Genomic DNA, 15,630 nt, shown 5'->3' on the forward strand with positions numbered 1-15,630 from the left:
GGACAGAAAATAGCATATGAAGTTGAACTTTTATTCTCTGTCTTAATCTATGGTAGATTTAAAATTTCTGATCTAACACAAATTTACTATCTAATTGATAATAAATAATATTAAAATGCGGGATTTTTTTCTGAAGGAAAACAATTACATCAGTTAATTGTGCTTCCGATATTTCTTCCACTTTTATTTTGAAACCTTTATTCAGGTAACTTCCAAAGTAGAAACCGTCTTTCAATACTTCTGCTTCATATTCTGAAATCTTTTTGAAATTAGGATTTTTGAGGTCCTTTTCAGATAAAGCATTGATGAGTTTATGTTTGCCCAGATGATTCGTAATGATTCCCCACGAATAAATAGGAAGGGCCACTTCAACTTTTTTGATAGGATAGTCTTCCATTTTAGAAAGATAGCTTTTAAGAATATTCACATCAAGAATAGAGTTTTTATCCGATTTTTCCAGTGGAGAAGAAGTGGAGTAGCACATTAGATACACTTTTTTCACCGGAGGAATCCCGGTCAGTTTTTTATCTTTAACCTGGTGAAGGCGTAAAGTACAGGTAACTTCCTTTCCAGAAACTCTCTTCAATTCTTTCAGAAATTGAAAATAATCATCGCGTGTGCCGGCAGTCCAGTCGCAGTCAATCTGAATTTCGTTATTGATATTTAAATGATATTCTTCTGCTTTTTTCTGAACCAAATGATGAATATGCTCTGCCAGAAACTTAATTTCTTCCTGAGAAATACCCAGCATAGTTTGATTAGTAATGAAAACAGTAGGTACGATCTGTTTGTCCGTCTGAAAACTCTGGTCTTTTGTAATAACAGCTACGGGTAGAAATTTTCCGTCTGATTTATCAACATCAAAAAATCTTGTATATAAATAAGGAACTGTTGCCTGATCTAAAACTTTCTTTTCTTGCTGATCCAGTTTCAGATTCGTTTTCCAGTAATAAAATGTATAAGGATGGTTCTCTTTTTTACTGCAGGAAACAATAAAAAGTAAGACCCATAAAATATTGAATATTTTCATACTTTGGTGTGCATAATTGATCCCTCAAAAATAAAGATATTTATACAAACCATAAACCGTAAAATCCCGGCGATTCTTTATTACCGGTAAATTCCATCATCTCGGACTTCGTTTCCTGAAAATCCCAACAATTCATATACCCATTCCTGTTCGTTGAGGGTGTTAAAAATTCATTGGATTTTTAACACATTACAATAAAAACCACCTCAAAAGGAGTGGCTGTATTTGTAATCAATTTTATTCATAGAGTTCACTTTCACAGGTGCAGGTTTCTTTATCTATACTTTCCCTTGCAGAACAACAGCCTTCAAGATTTAGAATATTCCCTTTTTCATCTGTAAGATAGATTTTATCTGTACCGAATTTCACAAAGAAGGTTTCTTTATAATTTTTGAACTGAACCTTCATGACTTTATTCGGAGCATATTGGCCAGCATTGATTTCTTCGTTGGTTTCTTTTCCATTAGCCTGGTTAACCTGAACATACCCAAAAAGAACATTACCGTTCTTTTGTATATTAAGATAATAATGGGGAGTGCCAGTACCGCTGTATCCTTTCAGAAGATCAAAGCTTCTGTGTCCGGTAAAGGGTAATTTTGTTTGTGCAAGAGTGAAAATACTGATGCATAAAATCATTAAACTGAAAATCTTTTTCATATTATTTTTCCTCAAATTTAAAAATATATGTTCAATCTATATACCGTAAAACCCCGGTGATTTTTATCTATTCTAAATTCTATACCAACACAATCCAACAAAAAGCCACTCCAAAAGGAGTGGCTTTTATATCATCTCAGTGAAAATTAAATTAAAAAACAGTTGCAGCCAGCTGAATTCTTGCATATTTATTAGAAGGATTCCACATGGCCATCATAGAAACAGGTAAGTTGTAATGTTCTGTAATTTTAAGGATCTTTCCTGCTTTTACTCCTACATTCACAATATCAAAATTGTTTTTTCCATTTCCATACAAAAATGTATTCCCATTTAAGGAAAATCCTGCTCCTACAAAAGCATCAAGATTTACTTTTTGTCCGCTGATAACAGGGTAGCTGGCCTGAACATAAGTGGAGTATCTGTTCTTTTTATAGCTTCCGTCAGGTTCCAGAATTACTTCCCCTGCATTAGCACCACCATAAAGCATAATGTCTGCTTCAATATTAATCGGGAATGAAGGCCCGAAAGTATAATTGGTTCTTAAATCAATAATGTGTGCTGTTCTTCTCTGTGAGTAGCTGAAAATATCATCAGCAGCCACCGCAGTATTGATGTTTCTGGAATTATAAAGGTCCCATAACCCGATATAAAAACGCCCGTTAGAATATTGAACATAATAATTGATCTCTTTATAATGAGTGTTGTCCTTATCATCGGCTAATGCAGAGGCACCCCAGATTCCTACCTTCCATTTTTTCTCCGCATCCAGGGCGTAAGAAAGATTCCCCATCACTACAGGTTTATCCGTAATAATTAGTCCTCTCCATAAGTGATTGTTCTGAATGTTGGCTGTAAAATCAAGCCTTCCTTCTTTGGTTTCCTTGGTTTCACCGCTTTCCTGTGAAAATAACCTTCCTGTGCCTAAAGCAAGAACGAAGATTCCCTTTAAGATTTTTCTCATCATTTGTCTTATTTTAAAAATCCATATAATACTGCTGCAAGAATTGCTCCTGTAATCGGACCTACTATAGGAATCCACGCATATCCCCAATCACTGCTTCCTTTTACAGGTAAAATGGAATGCATGATTCTTGGAGCAAGATCTCTCGCCGGGTTAATAGCATATCCTGTAGTTCCACCCAAAGATAAACCGATAGCCCAAACGACAAACGTAACAGGGATCGCTCCGATGGAACCAAGGCCTACTTTAGCTGCCGGATCTGCCTGTAAGGAAATGCTGGGACCAGCAAAATAAAATACGCAGAATACCAGTACAAATGTGCCGATGATCTCACTTATAAGATTGGAAGATGTTTTTCTGATCGCCGGACCAGTACTGAAGCATGCCAGTTTCGCACCTTCGTCCTCCGTAATAGCAAAATGATCTTTATGAAAAAGCCATACTAAAAATGCACCCAGCATTCCTCCGATCATTTGTGCCGCGATATAAGACGGAACAAGGTCCCATGAGAATTTTCCTGCAACAGCAAGACCAATGGTTACTGCCGGGTTCAGGTGGGCCCCACTTATTGGCCCTGCAACGGTTACTCCCACAAAAACGGCCAGCGCCCAGGCGGTAGTAATAACAATCCATCCGGAATTATTTCCTTTCGTATCTTTTAAGACAACATTGGCTACAACACCGTTGCCTAACAATATAAGAAGCATCGTGCCGATAACTTCTGCAATAAATGGGGTCATATAAGTTTTTTTGATAAGTGAGTTAATCTTCAATCCAGCTTTGAGCGCTTTTTACAGCTTTCTTCCAGAAATGGGTCATTTTATTTACCTTTTCTCTGTCCAGTTGAGGGTGGAAGTCCTTGTCTACAATCCATTGTTCCTGGATTTCGTCTATACTTTTCCAATATCCTACTGCAAGCCCTGCAAGGTAGGCTGCTCCAAGAGCGGTAGTTTCCAATGTTTTGGGTCTTGTAATTTTGAATCCGAAAAGATCAGACTGAATCTGCATCAGAAGATCACTTGCAGAAGCACCTCCGTCTACTCTTAATTCAAGGCTGGCTCTTCCGGAATCTGCTTCCATTGCTTTTACAATCTCGTATACCTGAAATGCAATTCCTTCCAGGGTGGCTCTGGCGATATGGGCATCAGTAGTTCCACGGGTGATCCCTACAATCGTTCCGCGTGCATACTGATCCCAGTAAGGAGCACCAAGGCCGGTTAATGCAGGAACGAAATAAACACCACCATTATCTTCTACAGAAGCAGCCAGTTCGTTCACCTGTTCAGAAGAATGAATAAGTTTAAGACCGTCTCTAAGCCATTGAATAGCTGCACCTCCTACAAATACACTTCCTTCCAGTGCATAGTTAACCTCTCCGTTAATTTTCCACGCTACAGTGGTAAGAAGATTGTTTTTAGAAGAAACAGCTTCCGTTCCTGTATTCATTAGCAGGAAGCATCCTGTTCCGTAAGTATTTTTTACCATTCCCGGAGTGGTACACATCTGTCCGAACAGGGCGGCCTGCTGGTCTCCGGCAATACCTGCGATCGGAATTTTGGTAGAGAATAGGGTAGTAGCCGTCTCACCATATATTTCACTGCTCTGTTTTACTTCCGGGAGAATATTTTTAGGAATATCAAATAGCGCTAATAAATCATTATCCCATTCCAGAGTGTGAATATTCAGAAGCATGGTTCTGCTGGCATTGGAAACGTCTGTGATGAACATTTTTCCGCGGGTAAGTTTCCACACAAGCCATGTGTCAACAGTTCCGAAACACAATTTTCCTTCTTCAGCTTTTTGTCTTGCTCCTTCTACATTATCAAGGATCCACTTTAATTTGGTTGCTGAAAAATAAGCATCCAGAACAAGACCTGTTTTTTCTTTGATGGTTTCTGCATGTCCCTGTTCTTTCAGTTTGTCACAGTATTTTGAAGTTCTGCGGTCCTGCCATACAATTGCATTGTAGATCGGTTCTCCGGTTTCTTTATCCCATACAATTGTAGTTTCACGTTGATTGGTAATTCCGATAGCGGCAACTTCCAGTCCGGAGATTCCTGCTTTCGCTATCACTTCTGCTGCTACGGAGATCTGAGAAGACCAGATTTCATTCGGATCGTGTTCTACCCATCCCGGAGTAGGGAATATCTGTCTGAAATCTTTCTGAGATACATATTTGATTTCTCCACTATGGTTGAAGAGAATCGCTCTGGAGGAAGTTGTCCCCTGGTCTAGAGCGAGGATAAGCTTTTCATTCATGTATATAGTGCTAATTTAGGTTGATAACTTTAGGTGAATAAGGAGTTAATAAATATCCTTTTGCCAATTCAATGAATTCTCTTTCCTGTTGCTGTGCCCATTCTTCAGAATATCCTTTTTCTTCAGCAATAATTCTCGCTACATTATGTGCACTGTCTATGGCAGCCCTTGCATCCAGGAATAACAAGCGGGCTCTTCTGGCCAGGACATCTTCAATTGTTTCAGCCATTTCATTTCTTACAGCCCATACTACTTCTGCTACAGTAAAAGGATGATCTGGATGTATTTTTTGTTTAAAACGTGGGTTGCTTTCCTGTAAAGCTTTTATTGCAGGGATATCAGATCCGTATACATATAAATGGTTGGTTCTGTCTACCTGCTCAGGTTTTACATTTCCATGAATAGACATGTGTTCTGTTTTAGAAGTACTATTACCCAGATTATGTACCTGCATGGCTTTATCAATAGTATCTTCAGCCATTTTACGGTAAGTGGTCCATTTTCCGCCAATGATGGAAATCAATCCTGTGTCAGAAGCAATAACCTTGTGGCTTCGGGAAACTTCTTTTGTGTTTTTGCTTCCGTCTTTTGGAGCGGCAAGAGGACGAAGTCCGGCAAAAACCGATTTTACATCTTCACGTGTTGGCTTTTTAGAAAGATACTGTCTTGCTGTATTTAAAACAAAACTGATTTCTTCTTCCAGAGCACGGGGTTCGAAGCTTTCGCTTTCTAAAAGAGTATCTGTAGTTCCCACCAAAGCTCTGTCATGCCATGGTACTACAAATAAGACCCTTCCGTCAGAAGTTTTCGGGATCATAATAGCATCATCGCTTTTCAGAAATGATTTATCCAGTACAAGGTGGATTCCCTGGCTTGGTACCACAAGTTTACCATGCTTAGGATTGTTCATATTAAGGATGTCATTCGTGAAAACACCAGTAGCATTGATGACTACTTTTGCGTAGATCTGATATTGCTGCTTGGAGAACTGATCTTCAGCAACTACTCCAATTACTTTATCTTTATCGTCTTTCAGAAGATTTACAACCTTTACATAGTTTACTGCACTTCCCCCTTTTTCAATAATGGTTTGAGTTAAATTAACAGCAAGCCTCGCATCATCAAACTGTCCGTCCTGGTAAACAACCCCACTGGCTAAGTGATTTTGTTCAATCGTAGGAAGTTTTTCAATAGTCTTTGATTTGCTGATGTATTTCGTTTTTCCCAAACTTAATTTTCCGGCAAGGAAATCGTAAACAGATAAACCTATTTTATAATAGATTCCGCCCCACCAGGTATAATTAGGAATAATGAAAGATTGGTTTTTCACAATATGTGCTGCATTTTTGGCTAAAAGCCCTCTTTCTTTTAATGCTTCTTTCACTAAGCCTACGTCTCCCTGCGCTAAATATCTTACTCCACCGTGTACCAGTTTGGTACTTCTGCTGGATGTTGCTTTCGCAAAGTCATGAGATTCAAGCAATAAAGTTTTGAATCCTCTGCTTACCGCGTCTAATGCTGAACCTAAACCACTGGCTCCCCCTCCTATGACTATAAAGTCCCATTCTTTTACACTGGTTAATTTACTGAGTTCTTCGTTTCGTTTCATAAATGTTTCGTTTATGTTTCGTTTTCAAATATATAAATTAAAAATGAAAGCAAAAAGAAAATAAATGAAATTTTAAGATGTCAAAAAAAAACGGTAATTTTGATGAAACGAATAAAATGGAGAAGCTAATACCAAGACATGATGAAATCTTAAAGGAACTGGATGATAAAGGGCATGTTCTTGTTCAGGATCTTTGTGAAAAACTGAATGTTTCTTCGGTTACGATACGAAAGGATCTGAATCATCTCGAAAGTCTGGGACTTCTTTTTAGAAATCATGGAGGGGCAAGTAAGCAGGTAAGATATGCTTATGAAAAAAATGTAGGAGAAAAAGAGAATATTAATGTAGAAGCAAAACAGGCAATTGCCAGGGCTGCACTATCTTTGATTCACGAAAATGACTGTATCATATTGGCATCAGGAACCACAATGCACTATCTTGCAAGGATGCTGATGAACTTTGGCCCACTTACGGTGCTTACATCTTCACTAAGAGTAGCTATTGAACTTTGTAATAATCCCAATATTAATGTCATCCAACTGGGAGGAGAGGTGAGAAAAAGCTCAACTTCAATTGTAGGATCTATTTCAGAAGGGATTCTTAAACAATTTTCATGCAACAAGCTTTTCCTGGGAGTAGACGGAATTGACCTGGAGTTTGGGATCAGTACTTCTAATGCTGCAGAAGCGCATCTTAATCAGGTTATGATTGAATGTGCAGATAAAACGGTAGTTCTGGCAGATTCTTCTAAATTGAACAAGAAAGGTTTCGGTAAAATTGCCTCACTGGATGAAGTGGATTATCTGATTACAGATGATGGTATCAGTAAGGAAGATACGTCAGCTTTGGAGGAAAGAGGGGTTACGGTCATTGTAAAATAGACTTTATTTGTTAACATTAAAATAGAGACAGCCTGGTTTCAGAAAGTCCCTATTTATATTAAAAATGAATTGTTTCTATACCTTCCAGAAAAATCTTTCTTTGTTTTTCCTTTCTGCTCCAAGCCGTGAGTAGAATTTAATGGCCCCTGTATTAAAGTTTGGGGTTTGCCATTGGATTATTGAGCAGTCCTCTTCTTTTGAAAAGGCTCTTATTAGTTCCATTATTTGTTTTCCTGTTCCGTTTCCTCTTGCGTTTTCTTTCAGGAATAAGCAGTCAACATACATATAATAGCCGGCATCCCATGTTGAAAATTGTTTAAAGAATGTTGCATATCCTATTATTTCAGTATCGGATTCAGCAATGAGGCATTTTATATTAGAATCCCGATTAAGAATATATTTAGAAAGCAGTTCTTTCTTGTTTTCTTCCTTAAAGTAACTTCTTTCATATTGGGTGTGGGCTTTACATAATTCAATAATAGAGGTGAGGTCTCTTTCTTCGGCAAATCTTATTCTCATATTTCTTAGCAGGCACATACGAATGTAGAACCCTTGGTAGGGGTAGTTCCTTCTGTAGCGTAGCCATCAAACTTCCACCATTCAATACCACCTATTAATTCAAGGACCTTAAATCCCAATTTTGTCATTTTTAAAGCTCCTTTTGTAGAGGCATTACAGCCGATGCCGTCACAATAGCATACGTATATTTTTGATTTGTCAAGATGCTGTGTGCTCTCTTCTGTCATTTCCCGATGAGGAAGATTGATGGCGGATGGGATATGTTCTTTATTATAGCCATTTGGTCTTCGGGTGTCTACTGCTATATAGTCAGTGCTGTTTTGAAATATTTCATATAAGTCTGAAGGATCCATTTCGTACATTAATTTTTTCTGGTAGAATTCAATTTGTTCTTGCATGATTTTAAATTGTTTATGATGCAAAACTATGCTTAGTCTTCTTTTTAGCCTAAGATTGAAATTGAATGCTGTGCAGTTTTATATGAAATATTTTCAGATATTATTTTTTCGTTATATTGTTAACTTTGCACCATGGAAATCAAGTTTTTAAAGCTTATTAAAACAATTGCAGAAGAGGGAAGCATTGCCGGGTCTTCTGAAAAACTATTTTTGACGCAGTCTGCATTAAGTCATCAGCTTAAAGATCTTGAGATCCAGCTTGGTTTTAAGGTATTTTACAGGACACGGAACAAATGGGAATTAACTGAAGAGGGGGATGTGCTTTATAAAACTGCATGTACGGTAATAGATAGTATTGAAAATGGTCTGAATACGATTCAGCAGATAAGGGCCGGAGCGGCGGGTACAATAAAAATCAGTACAGAATGCTATTCATTTTATCAGGGGTTGCCGTTATTTATTCAGAAAATGAAAATGCTGTATCCTGAAATTGAGGTGGATCTGGTATTGGAAGCAACTCATAAGCCTGTTGAGAAAGTGATATCTAATGAGATTGATATTGCCGTTGTTACTTCAAAACCTTCTGGTAATAAAGAATTAGTAAGCGTTGAAATCTTTGAAGATGAAATTCTTGCCATCATGCATCAGGAAAATCTTCTGAATAATTCAGAGTATCTTACTGCGGATGATTTTGTGGATGTTCATTTAATTATTCATTCTTTTCCGTTAAAAACAGTCTCTGTGTATGAGCGTTTTCTAAATCCGAACGAAATAATGCCGGTGAAAATCTCTGCAGTTCCCCTAACGGAAGTAACTTTAGAAATGGTGCAGGCCAACATAGGAATTACCTGTATGCCGAAATGGGCATTAAAGTCTTTCAGATTATCTGATGAACTGAAGTTTAAAAAGATCGGAAGTAACGGTTTGAAAAGAAAGCATTATCTTGTTGTAAGGAAATCGGATATTGGAAAAAAATATGTTAATGATTTTCTTTTGAACTTCAAAGAGTATTTTCAAAATTTCGGATAGTTTTTTCTCTCGAATCGCTAAATGATTAAAAATCAAAATATTTTACTTAAAAAATTTGTCGGTTATAAAATTATTCATAAATTTGCACACTCATTTTAGGAGCGTAGTGTGCCTATATCAAAAGTAGAAATCACTTCAGACTTCCGGAAAATGAAAGAAAATAAAGGATAAATTTTATTATAATATAAACAATGTCAGGTATTATTGGTAAAAAAATCGGTATGACATCTTTGTTTAACGAAGAAGGGAAAAACATTCCTTGTACAGTTATTCAAGCTGGTCCATGCTCGATTTTACAGGTCAGAACCTTAGAAAACGACGGTTATACAGCTGTGCAGTTAGGTTTCGATGACAAGAGTGAGAAGAACGTTGGTAAAGCGTTAGCTGGCCATTTTAAAAAGGCTGGTTCTGCTCCTAAAGCTAAATTAGTTGAATTCCATGACGGATTCACAGATGCTAAAGTAGGAGAGGAAGTAAATGTTCAACTATTCATCGAAGGTGAATATGTAGACGTAACAGGAACTTCAAAAGGTAAAGGTTTCCAAGGTGTTGTTAAAAGACACGGATTTGGAGGTGTAATGCAGGCAACTCATGGTCAGCACAACAGACTTAGAGCTCCAGGTTCTATCGGTGCTGGATCTGACCCTTCAAGAGTATTCAAAGGGATGAGAATGGCTGGAAGAATGGGAGGTAAGCAGGTAACTGTTCAAAACCTTCAAGTGTTAAAAGTTGATCAAGAACAAAATCTTTTAGTAGTAAAAGGTGCTGTTCCGGGAGCTAAAAATTCTTATGTAATTATCAGAAAATGGAACTAGTAGTATTAAATACATCAGGAAAAGAGACCGGAAGAAAAGTAACTCTAGACGAAACAGTATTCGGAATTGAGCCAAATCAGCACGCGGTTTACTTAGAAGTTAAACAGTACCTTGCTGCACAAAGACAAGGGACTCATAAAGCAAAAGAAAGAAGCGAAATTACTGCTTCTACTAAAAAGCTTAAGAAGCAAAAAGGATCAGGATCTGCTAGATACGGGGATATCAAATCTCCAGTATTCAGAGGTGGAGGTAGAGTATTCGGACCAAAACCAAGAGACTACAGATTCAAATTGAACAAAGCTCTTAAGAGATTAGCTAAAAAATCTGTTTTATCTCAGAAAATGAGAGACAACAGCATCAAAGTTTTAGAAGATATGAGCTTTGCAGCTCCTAAGACTAAAGATTTCATCAATGTATTAAATGCATTGGAACTTAACGGTAAAAAATCTTTATTCGTTCTTCCTGAAGCTAACAAGAATGTGTATTTATCTTCAAGAAACTTGCCTAAAGCTAAAGTAATGAACTTCAACGAGATCAGTTCTTACGATTTAGTTAACGCTGGTGAGATTATTTTCTTCGAAGGTGCAGTTGAAAAATTCCAGGAAAATTTAAAGAAATAAGTCATGTCAGTTATTATTAAACCAGTTATTTCAGAAAAGGCTAACTACCTTACAGATTTAAGAGGTACTTATTCTTTCTTAGTTAACCCTAAGGCGAATAAGATCGAGATCAAAAAGGCTGTTGAAGCAGCTTACGGTGTAAAAGTAGCAGACGTTAACACAATGATTTATGCTCCGAAGGTTTCTTCAAAATACACTAAAAAAGGTCTTCAAGTAGGAAAGACAAACAAATTGAAAAAAGCGGTAATCAAACTTGCTGAAGGTGAGGTTATCGATATTTTTGCTGTAAATTAATTATTAATTATAAATAATAGTAATGTCTGTTAGAAAATTAAAACCTATCACCCCGGGACAGAGATTCAGAATTGTAAACAATTTTGAGGAAATTACTACTAACAAGCCAGAGAAATCTCTAGTAGTTGGTATTAAAAAGTCAGGTGGACGTAACAATACAGGTAAAATGACCATGCGTTACACCGGAGGTGGACACAAAAAGAAATACAGAATTATTGACTTCAAAAGAAACAAAGCAAACGTTGAAGCCACTGTAAAATCTGTAGAATACGATCCAAACAGAACTGCATTTATCGCTTTATTAGAGTACGCAGACGGAGAAAAGAGATATATCATCGCTCCAAACGGTATCAAAGTTGATCAGAAAGTAATTTCTGGTGACAGCGTAGAGCCTAATGTAGGTAACGCAATGAAGTTGAAAAACATTCCTTTAGGTACTGTTATTTCTTGTGTTGAAATGAAGCCTGGTCAAGGTGCTATTTTAGCAAGAAGTGCTGGTTCTTCAGCTCAATTAACTTCCAGAGATGGTAAATATGCGATCATCAAATTACCTTCAGGAGAATCAAGAATGATCCTTACTGAATGTATGGCAATGATTGGATCAGTTTCCAACTCGGATCACCAATTAACTGTATCAGGTAAAGCTGGTAGAAGCAGATGGTTAGGTAGAAGACCAAGAACAAGAGCGGTTGTAATGAACCCAGTAGATCACCCAATGGGTGGTGGTGAAGGACGTTCTTCAGGAGGTCACCCAAGATCTAGAAACGGTAAACCAGCTAAAGGTTACAAAACTAGAAAGAAAAACAAAGTGTCTAACCGTTACATCGTATCTAAAAGAAAATAATTATGGCAAGATCACTTAAAAAAGGACCGTTCATTCATCATACTTTAGATAAGAAGGTTCAGGCAAATATAGAGTCTGGTAAGAAGACAGTTATCAAAACTTGGTCTAGAGCATCTATGATCTCTCCGGACTTCGTAGGACAAACTATTGCTGTACACAACGGGAAATCTTTTATCCCTGTATATGTTACAGAAAACATGGTTGGTCACAAGTTAGGCGAATTTTCTCCAACAAGATCTTTCAGAGGTCATGGTGGTAACAAAAACAAAGGAAGCAGATAATCATGGGATCAAGAAAACAAGATAGTTCAATCGCAAGAAAAGAAGCTAACAAAGACGTTGTAAAAGCTTCATTAAATAATTGCCCGTCTTCTCCAAGAAAAATGAGATTAGTTGCTGATATCATTAGAGGAGAGCAGGTAGATAAAGCTCTTTATATCTTAAAATATTCTAAGAAGGATGCATCTAACAAATTAGAGAAATTACTTCTTTCTGCTATGGCTAACTGGCAGGTGAAAAACGAAGGTGCGGATATTGAAGAAGCTAACCTTATCGTTAAAGAAATCTTCGTGGATAGCGCAAGACAATTGAAGAGACTAAGACCAGCTCCACAAGGTAGAGGGTATAGAATCAGAAAAAGATCTAACCACGTTACATTAATCTTAGGTAATAAAGAAAATTAATCAAGGTATGGGACAGAAGACAAATCCAATTGGTAATAGATTAGGTATCATCAGAGGATGGGATTCTAACTGGTTTGGTGGAAACGATTATGGAGACAGAATCGCTGAAGACTACAAAATCAGAAGATACCTTGAGGCTAGATTATCTAAAGGTGGTATTTCAAAAATCTATATTGAAAGAACACTTAAATTAGTAACAGTTACAATCACTACTGCTAGACCGGGACTTATCATAGGTAAAGGAGGTCAGGAAGTTGATAAATTAAAAGAAGAGTTGAAGAAATTAACTGGTAAGGATATTCAAATCAACATCTTCGAAATCAAAAGACCTGAATTAGATGCTGTACTAGTTGCTGATAGTATTTCTAAGCAAATTGAAAACAGAATTTCTTACAGAAGAGCTGTTAAAATGGCAATGGCAAGTACTATGAGAATGGGTGCTGAAGGTATCAAAGTTCAGATCTCTGGTAGATTGAACGGAGCTGAAATGGCAAGATCAGAATCTTTCAAAGAAGGAAGAATTCCATTGTCAACTTTCAGAGCTGATATCGATTACCACTGGGCAGAGGCTCACACTACTTATGGTAGACTAGGGGTAAAAGTTTGGATCATGAAAGGTGAAGTTTACGGTAAAAGAGAACTTTCTCCACTAGTGGGACAACAGAAAAAAGGTGGTCAGTCTGAAAGAGGAAACAGAGGAGGAGACAGAGACAACAGAAGACCTAGAAAAAACAACAACAATAACAATAATAATTAAAATTTTAGATTAGAAGTTTTGAATTTTAAATTACCGTTACTTTTTTAAAATAAGAAAAATCTAAAATCTAAAATCTAAAATCTAAAATTTAGAAATTATGTTACAACCAAAAAGAACCAAATTCCGTAGAGTTCACAAGATGAAGATGAAGGGGAATGCCCAGAGAGGTAGTCAACTTGCATACGGAACTTTTGGGATCAAAGCAACAGAAGGTGCTTGGATCACTGCAAGACAAATTGAAGCGGCTCGTATCGCTGCGACAAGATATATGAAGAGAGAAGGTCAGTTATGGATCAAAATCTTCCCGGATAAGCCAATTACTAAGAAACCAGCGGAAGTACGTATGGGTAAAGGTAAAGGTGCTGTTGAATACTGGGTAGCTGTAGTAAAACCAGGTAAAATTATGTTCGAAGTAGGTGGAGTTCCTTACGAAGTAGCGAAAGAAGCTCTTAGACTTGCTGCACAGAAATTACCAGTAGTTACTAAATTCGTAGTTGCTAACGATTTTGTTAAACCTCTATAATCTTTGAATACAATGAAAAAAGCTGATATTAAAAATTTAAGCGCGGGTGATATTCAAGCTCAATTAACTGAAGCAAAAGCTCAATATTCTAAATTGAAATTGGCTCATGCAATCAGCCCAATTGAAAACCCGATTCAAATCAGAGATTTGAGAAAAACAATCGCAAGACTAAACACTGAGTTAACTAACAAACAATAATTTCATTTTACAATGGATAGAAATTTAAGAAAAGAAAGAATCGGAGTGGTTTCCAGCAATAAAATGGAAAAGACCATTGTTGTTAGTGAAACGATGAGAATGAAGCACCCGATGTACGGTAAATTCGTATTAAAAACGAAAAAATATACTGCACACGACGAGAACAACGAATGCAACGAGGGAGATACAGTTTTGATCCAAGAAACTAGACCTTTGAGCAAGAACAAGAGATGGAGATTAGTAAGAATCATTGAAAAAGCTAAGTAATAATGTTACAAACAGAATCAAGATTAAAAGTTGCTGATAACACAGGTGCAAAAGAAGTACTAGTTATCAGAGTTCTGGGAGGAACCAGAAGAAGATATGCTTCAGTTGGTGATAAAATCGTTGTTACGATCAAAGATTCTACGCCATCAGGAAACGCAAAAAAAGGTCAGGTATCTAAAGCTGTAGTAGTAAGAACTAAAAAAGCAGTAAGAAGAAAAGATGGTTCATACATCAAATTCGACGATAATGCTTGTGTATTACTAAACGCAGCGGGAGAAATGAGAGGAACACGTGTTTTCGGACCGGTTGCTCGTGAGTTGAGAGACAAAGAATATATGAAAATCATTTCATTAGCTCCTGAAGTACTTTAATTTTTAAAATTTTTTAAAGAAATGTCAAAGTTAAAAATAAAAAGAGGAGATAACGTAATCATTACTACTGGTAAGAAAGATATCAAAGGTAAGACTGGTGAAGTTATTGAAGTGATCAAGAAAGAAGGAAGAGACCCTAGAGTAGTTGTTGCAGGACTTAACATCATCAAAAAGCACGTTAAGCCTTCAGCTTCAAATCCTCAAGGAGGAATCGTTGAAAGAGAAGCTTCTATTCATATCTCAAACGTAGCTTTAGTAGGTAAAGACGGAAAAGCTATCAAAGTAGGTTACAAAATCGAAGGAGATAAGAAAGTAAGAATCAACAAAAAAACGGGTGAAACTTTATAATTTTAAATAACACATGGAATATATAGCAAGACCCAAAAAAGCATATAAAGAGACAATTGTTCCTGCAATGATGGAAGAATTCGGGTATAAGTCAGTAATGCAAGTACCTAAATTAGAGAAAATCGTTGTATCACAAGGTTTAGGTGATGCTACTGCAGACAAAAAAATCATTGATTATGCTGTAGAAGAACTTACAAATATCACAGGTCAAAAGGCTGTTGGTACAATCTCTAAAAAAGACGAAGCTGCTTTCAAATTGAGAAAAGGTATGCCAGTAGGTGCAAAAGTTACCCTAAGAGGAAATCAGATGTATGAATTCTTAGACAGACTTACTTCTTCTGCTTTGCCTCGTATCAGAGATTTCTCTGGAATCAAAGCTGATGGTTTCGATGGTAGAGGTAACTACAACTTAGGTATTACTGAGCAGATTATCTTCCCTGAAATCGTAATTGACAAAGTGAAAAAAATCCAAGGGATGGACATCACTTTCGTAACTACTGCGAAAACAGATAAAGAAGCTAAAGCATTATTAACTCACTTCGGTTTACCATTTAAAAAGAACTAAGAA

23 protein-coding genes are annotated in these 15,630 nt (G+C 36.9%); 15 read left to right on the forward strand and 8 right to left on the reverse strand.

All coding sequences use genetic code 11. The annotated features are described in order from the left end of the window. Positions 1-58: 58 nt before the first annotated feature. From EG339_RS07715 to EG339_RS07740, 6 genes are all read right to left on the reverse strand, one after another. Complete coding sequence (locus EG339_RS07715; RefSeq protein WP_123869701.1) at positions 59-1,030, reverse strand: hypothetical protein; 972 nt, start codon at positions 1,028-1,030, stop codon at positions 59-61. Positions 1,031-1,267: 237 nt separating this feature from the next. Beyond that, on the reverse strand, positions 1,268-1,687 hold the full coding sequence (locus tag EG339_RS07720) for a hypothetical protein (protein WP_123869702.1): 420 nt from the start codon (positions 1,685-1,687) through the stop codon (positions 1,268-1,270). A gap of 151 nt (positions 1,688-1,838) precedes the next feature. Beyond that, the gene (locus EG339_RS07725; RefSeq protein ID WP_123869703.1) at positions 1,839-2,651 is read right to left on the reverse strand and encodes a hypothetical protein; all 813 of its coding nucleotides are present in this window, start codon (positions 2,649-2,651) and stop codon (positions 1,839-1,841) included. A 5-nt stretch (positions 2,652-2,656) separates the two neighbouring features. Then, on the reverse strand, positions 2,657-3,388 hold the full coding sequence (locus tag EG339_RS07730; protein WP_123869704.1) for an MIP/aquaporin family protein: 732 nt from the start codon (positions 3,386-3,388) through the stop codon (positions 2,657-2,659). 22 nt (positions 3,389-3,410) lie between these two features. Continuing rightward, positions 3,411-4,907 carry a glycerol kinase GlpK gene (glpK, locus tag EG339_RS07735; RefSeq protein ID WP_123869705.1) on the reverse strand — a complete coding sequence of 499 codons (1,497 nt, stop codon included), beginning with the start codon at positions 4,905-4,907 and terminating at the stop codon, positions 3,411-3,413. Positions 4,908-4,917: 10 nt separating this feature from the next. Beyond that, complete coding sequence (locus tag EG339_RS07740) at positions 4,918-6,516, reverse strand: glycerol-3-phosphate dehydrogenase/oxidase (protein WP_123869706.1); 1,599 nt, start codon at positions 6,514-6,516, stop codon at positions 4,918-4,920. Positions 6,517-6,632: 116 nt separating this feature from the next. Here EG339_RS07740 and EG339_RS07745 point away from each other — a divergent pair, with 116 nt between their 5' ends. After that, a complete protein-coding gene (locus tag EG339_RS07745) occupies positions 6,633-7,397 on the forward strand; it encodes a DeoR/GlpR family DNA-binding transcription regulator (protein ID WP_123872635.1) in 765 nt (254 codons plus the stop codon). A 75-nt stretch (positions 7,398-7,472) separates the two neighbouring features. On the opposite strand, the gene EG339_RS07750 is transcribed toward EG339_RS07745, so the two are convergent. Together EG339_RS07750 and EG339_RS07755 are read right to left on the reverse strand one after the other, a co-directional pair. Beyond that, entirely contained in the window at positions 7,473-7,916 is a 444-nt protein-coding gene (locus tag EG339_RS07750) for a GNAT family N-acetyltransferase (protein WP_123869707.1), read from the reverse strand. A 5-nt stretch (positions 7,917-7,921) separates the two neighbouring features. Further along, the gene (locus EG339_RS07755) at positions 7,922-8,314 is read right to left on the reverse strand and encodes a rhodanese-like domain-containing protein (protein WP_123869708.1); all 393 of its coding nucleotides are present in this window, start codon (positions 8,312-8,314) and stop codon (positions 7,922-7,924) included. Between the two features lie 132 nt (positions 8,315-8,446). Here EG339_RS07755 and EG339_RS07760 point away from each other — a divergent pair, with 132 nt between their 5' ends. The 14 genes from EG339_RS07760 to rplE all read left to right on the forward strand — a co-directional run bounded on the left by EG339_RS07760 (position 8,447) and on the right by rplE (position 15,627). After that, positions 8,447-9,343: a LysR family transcriptional regulator gene (locus tag EG339_RS07760; protein ID WP_123869709.1), complete on the forward strand. Its 897-nt coding sequence runs from the start codon at positions 8,447-8,449 to the stop codon at positions 9,341-9,343. Positions 9,344-9,534: 191 nt separating this feature from the next. Then, a complete protein-coding gene (gene rplC, locus EG339_RS07765; protein ID WP_068940275.1) occupies positions 9,535-10,158 on the forward strand; it encodes a 50S ribosomal protein L3 in 624 nt (207 codons plus the stop codon). After that, positions 10,149-10,778, forward strand: coding sequence for a 50S ribosomal protein L4 (gene rplD / locus EG339_RS07770; protein WP_002983197.1), 630 nt, complete (start codon positions 10,149-10,151; stop codon positions 10,776-10,778). The genes rplC and rplD overlap by 10 nt, the downstream gene beginning before the upstream one ends. Before the next feature lie 3 nt (positions 10,779-10,781). Beyond that, a complete protein-coding gene (gene rplW / locus EG339_RS07775; protein ID WP_045491154.1) occupies positions 10,782-11,072 on the forward strand; it encodes a 50S ribosomal protein L23 in 291 nt (96 codons plus the stop codon). Between the two features lie 22 nt (positions 11,073-11,094). Continuing rightward, positions 11,095-11,916, forward strand: coding sequence for a 50S ribosomal protein L2 (gene rplB / locus EG339_RS07780; protein WP_123869710.1), 822 nt, complete (start codon positions 11,095-11,097; stop codon positions 11,914-11,916). Between the two features lie 2 nt (positions 11,917-11,918). Further along, positions 11,919-12,197 (forward strand): 30S ribosomal protein S19, encoded by a 279-nt coding sequence (gene rpsS / locus EG339_RS07785; protein ID WP_002983209.1) that lies wholly within the window; start codon positions 11,919-11,921, stop codon positions 12,195-12,197. A gap of 2 nt (positions 12,198-12,199) precedes the next feature. Then, positions 12,200-12,598, forward strand: coding sequence for a 50S ribosomal protein L22 (gene rplV / locus EG339_RS07790; RefSeq protein WP_002983214.1), 399 nt, complete (start codon positions 12,200-12,202; stop codon positions 12,596-12,598). A gap of 7 nt (positions 12,599-12,605) precedes the next feature. After that, positions 12,606-13,355: a 30S ribosomal protein S3 gene (gene rpsC, locus EG339_RS07795; protein WP_002983216.1), complete on the forward strand. Its 750-nt coding sequence runs from the start codon at positions 12,606-12,608 to the stop codon at positions 13,353-13,355. Positions 13,356-13,452: 97 nt separating this feature from the next. Then, entirely contained in the window at positions 13,453-13,878 is a 426-nt protein-coding gene (gene rplP, locus EG339_RS07800; protein ID WP_047096817.1) for a 50S ribosomal protein L16, read from the forward strand. Between the two features lie 12 nt (positions 13,879-13,890). Further along, the gene (rpmC, locus tag EG339_RS07805) at positions 13,891-14,076 is read left to right on the forward strand and encodes a 50S ribosomal protein L29 (RefSeq protein ID WP_027381309.1); all 186 of its coding nucleotides are present in this window, start codon (positions 13,891-13,893) and stop codon (positions 14,074-14,076) included. A gap of 12 nt (positions 14,077-14,088) precedes the next feature. Continuing rightward, positions 14,089-14,343, forward strand: coding sequence for a 30S ribosomal protein S17 (gene rpsQ / locus EG339_RS07810; protein ID WP_027381310.1), 255 nt, complete (start codon positions 14,089-14,091; stop codon positions 14,341-14,343). Positions 14,344-14,345: 2 nt separating this feature from the next. Beyond that, positions 14,346-14,714: a 50S ribosomal protein L14 gene (rplN, locus tag EG339_RS07815; protein ID WP_002983226.1), complete on the forward strand. Its 369-nt coding sequence runs from the start codon at positions 14,346-14,348 to the stop codon at positions 14,712-14,714. A gap of 21 nt (positions 14,715-14,735) precedes the next feature. Further along, positions 14,736-15,062: a 50S ribosomal protein L24 gene (gene rplX / locus EG339_RS07820; RefSeq protein ID WP_002983229.1), complete on the forward strand. Its 327-nt coding sequence runs from the start codon at positions 14,736-14,738 to the stop codon at positions 15,060-15,062. Between the two features lie 13 nt (positions 15,063-15,075). Next, entirely contained in the window at positions 15,076-15,627 is a 552-nt protein-coding gene (gene rplE / locus EG339_RS07825) for a 50S ribosomal protein L5 (RefSeq protein ID WP_065400324.1), read from the forward strand. Positions 15,628-15,630 lie beyond the last annotated feature (3 nt).

Source organism: Chryseobacterium bernardetii (genome assembly GCF_003815975.1).
Classification (GTDB): Bacteria; Bacteroidota; Bacteroidia; order Flavobacteriales; family Weeksellaceae; genus Chryseobacterium; species Chryseobacterium bernardetii.

Coding starts and splice junctions, on each gene's coding strand:
- EG339_RS07760 (WP_123869709.1), top strand. CDS start 8,447: ATGGAAATCAAGTTTTTAAAGCTTATTAAAACAATTGCAGAAGAGGGA.
- EG339_RS07740 (WP_123869706.1), bottom strand. CDS start 6,516: ATGAAACGAAACGAAGAACTCAGTAAATTAACCAGTGTAAAAGAATGG.
- rplC (WP_068940275.1), top strand. CDS start 9,535: ATGTCAGGTATTATTGGTAAAAAAATCGGTATGACATCTTTGTTTAAC.
- EG339_RS07720 (WP_123869702.1), bottom strand. CDS start 1,687: ATGAAAAAGATTTTCAGTTTAATGATTTTATGCATCAGTATTTTCACT.
- EG339_RS07745 (WP_123872635.1), top strand. CDS start 6,633: ATGGAGAAGCTAATACCAAGACATGATGAAATCTTAAAGGAACTGGAT.
- rplV (WP_002983214.1), top strand. CDS start 12,200: ATGGGATCAAGAAAACAAGATAGTTCAATCGCAAGAAAAGAAGCTAAC.
- rplX (WP_002983229.1), top strand. CDS start 14,736: ATGTCAAAGTTAAAAATAAAAAGAGGAGATAACGTAATCATTACTACT.
- rpsC (WP_002983216.1), top strand. CDS start 12,606: ATGGGACAGAAGACAAATCCAATTGGTAATAGATTAGGTATCATCAGA.
- rplD (WP_002983197.1), top strand. CDS start 10,149: ATGGAACTAGTAGTATTAAATACATCAGGAAAAGAGACCGGAAGAAAA.
- rpsQ (WP_027381310.1), top strand. CDS start 14,089: ATGGATAGAAATTTAAGAAAAGAAAGAATCGGAGTGGTTTCCAGCAAT.
- rplN (WP_002983226.1), top strand. CDS start 14,346: ATGTTACAAACAGAATCAAGATTAAAAGTTGCTGATAACACAGGTGCA.
- EG339_RS07730 (WP_123869704.1), bottom strand. CDS start 3,388: ATGACCCCATTTATTGCAGAAGTTATCGGCACGATGCTTCTTATATTG.
- rplP (WP_047096817.1), top strand. CDS start 13,453: ATGTTACAACCAAAAAGAACCAAATTCCGTAGAGTTCACAAGATGAAG.
- rpmC (WP_027381309.1), top strand. CDS start 13,891: ATGAAAAAAGCTGATATTAAAAATTTAAGCGCGGGTGATATTCAAGCT.
- EG339_RS07725 (WP_123869703.1), bottom strand. CDS start 2,651: ATGATGAGAAAAATCTTAAAGGGAATCTTCGTTCTTGCTTTAGGCACA.
- rplB (WP_123869710.1), top strand. CDS start 11,095: ATGTCTGTTAGAAAATTAAAACCTATCACCCCGGGACAGAGATTCAGA.
- rplW (WP_045491154.1), top strand. CDS start 10,782: ATGTCAGTTATTATTAAACCAGTTATTTCAGAAAAGGCTAACTACCTT.
- EG339_RS07715 (WP_123869701.1), bottom strand. CDS start 1,030: ATGAAAATATTCAATATTTTATGGGTCTTACTTTTTATTGTTTCCTGC.
- rpsS (WP_002983209.1), top strand. CDS start 11,919: ATGGCAAGATCACTTAAAAAAGGACCGTTCATTCATCATACTTTAGAT.
- EG339_RS07750 (WP_123869707.1), bottom strand. CDS start 7,916: ATGAGAATAAGATTTGCCGAAGAAAGAGACCTCACCTCTATTATTGAA.
- glpK (WP_123869705.1), bottom strand. CDS start 4,907: ATGAATGAAAAGCTTATCCTCGCTCTAGACCAGGGGACAACTTCCTCC.
- EG339_RS07755 (WP_123869708.1), bottom strand. CDS start 8,314: ATGCAAGAACAAATTGAATTCTACCAGAAAAAATTAATGTACGAAATG.
- rplE (WP_065400324.1), top strand. CDS start 15,076: ATGGAATATATAGCAAGACCCAAAAAAGCATATAAAGAGACAATTGTT.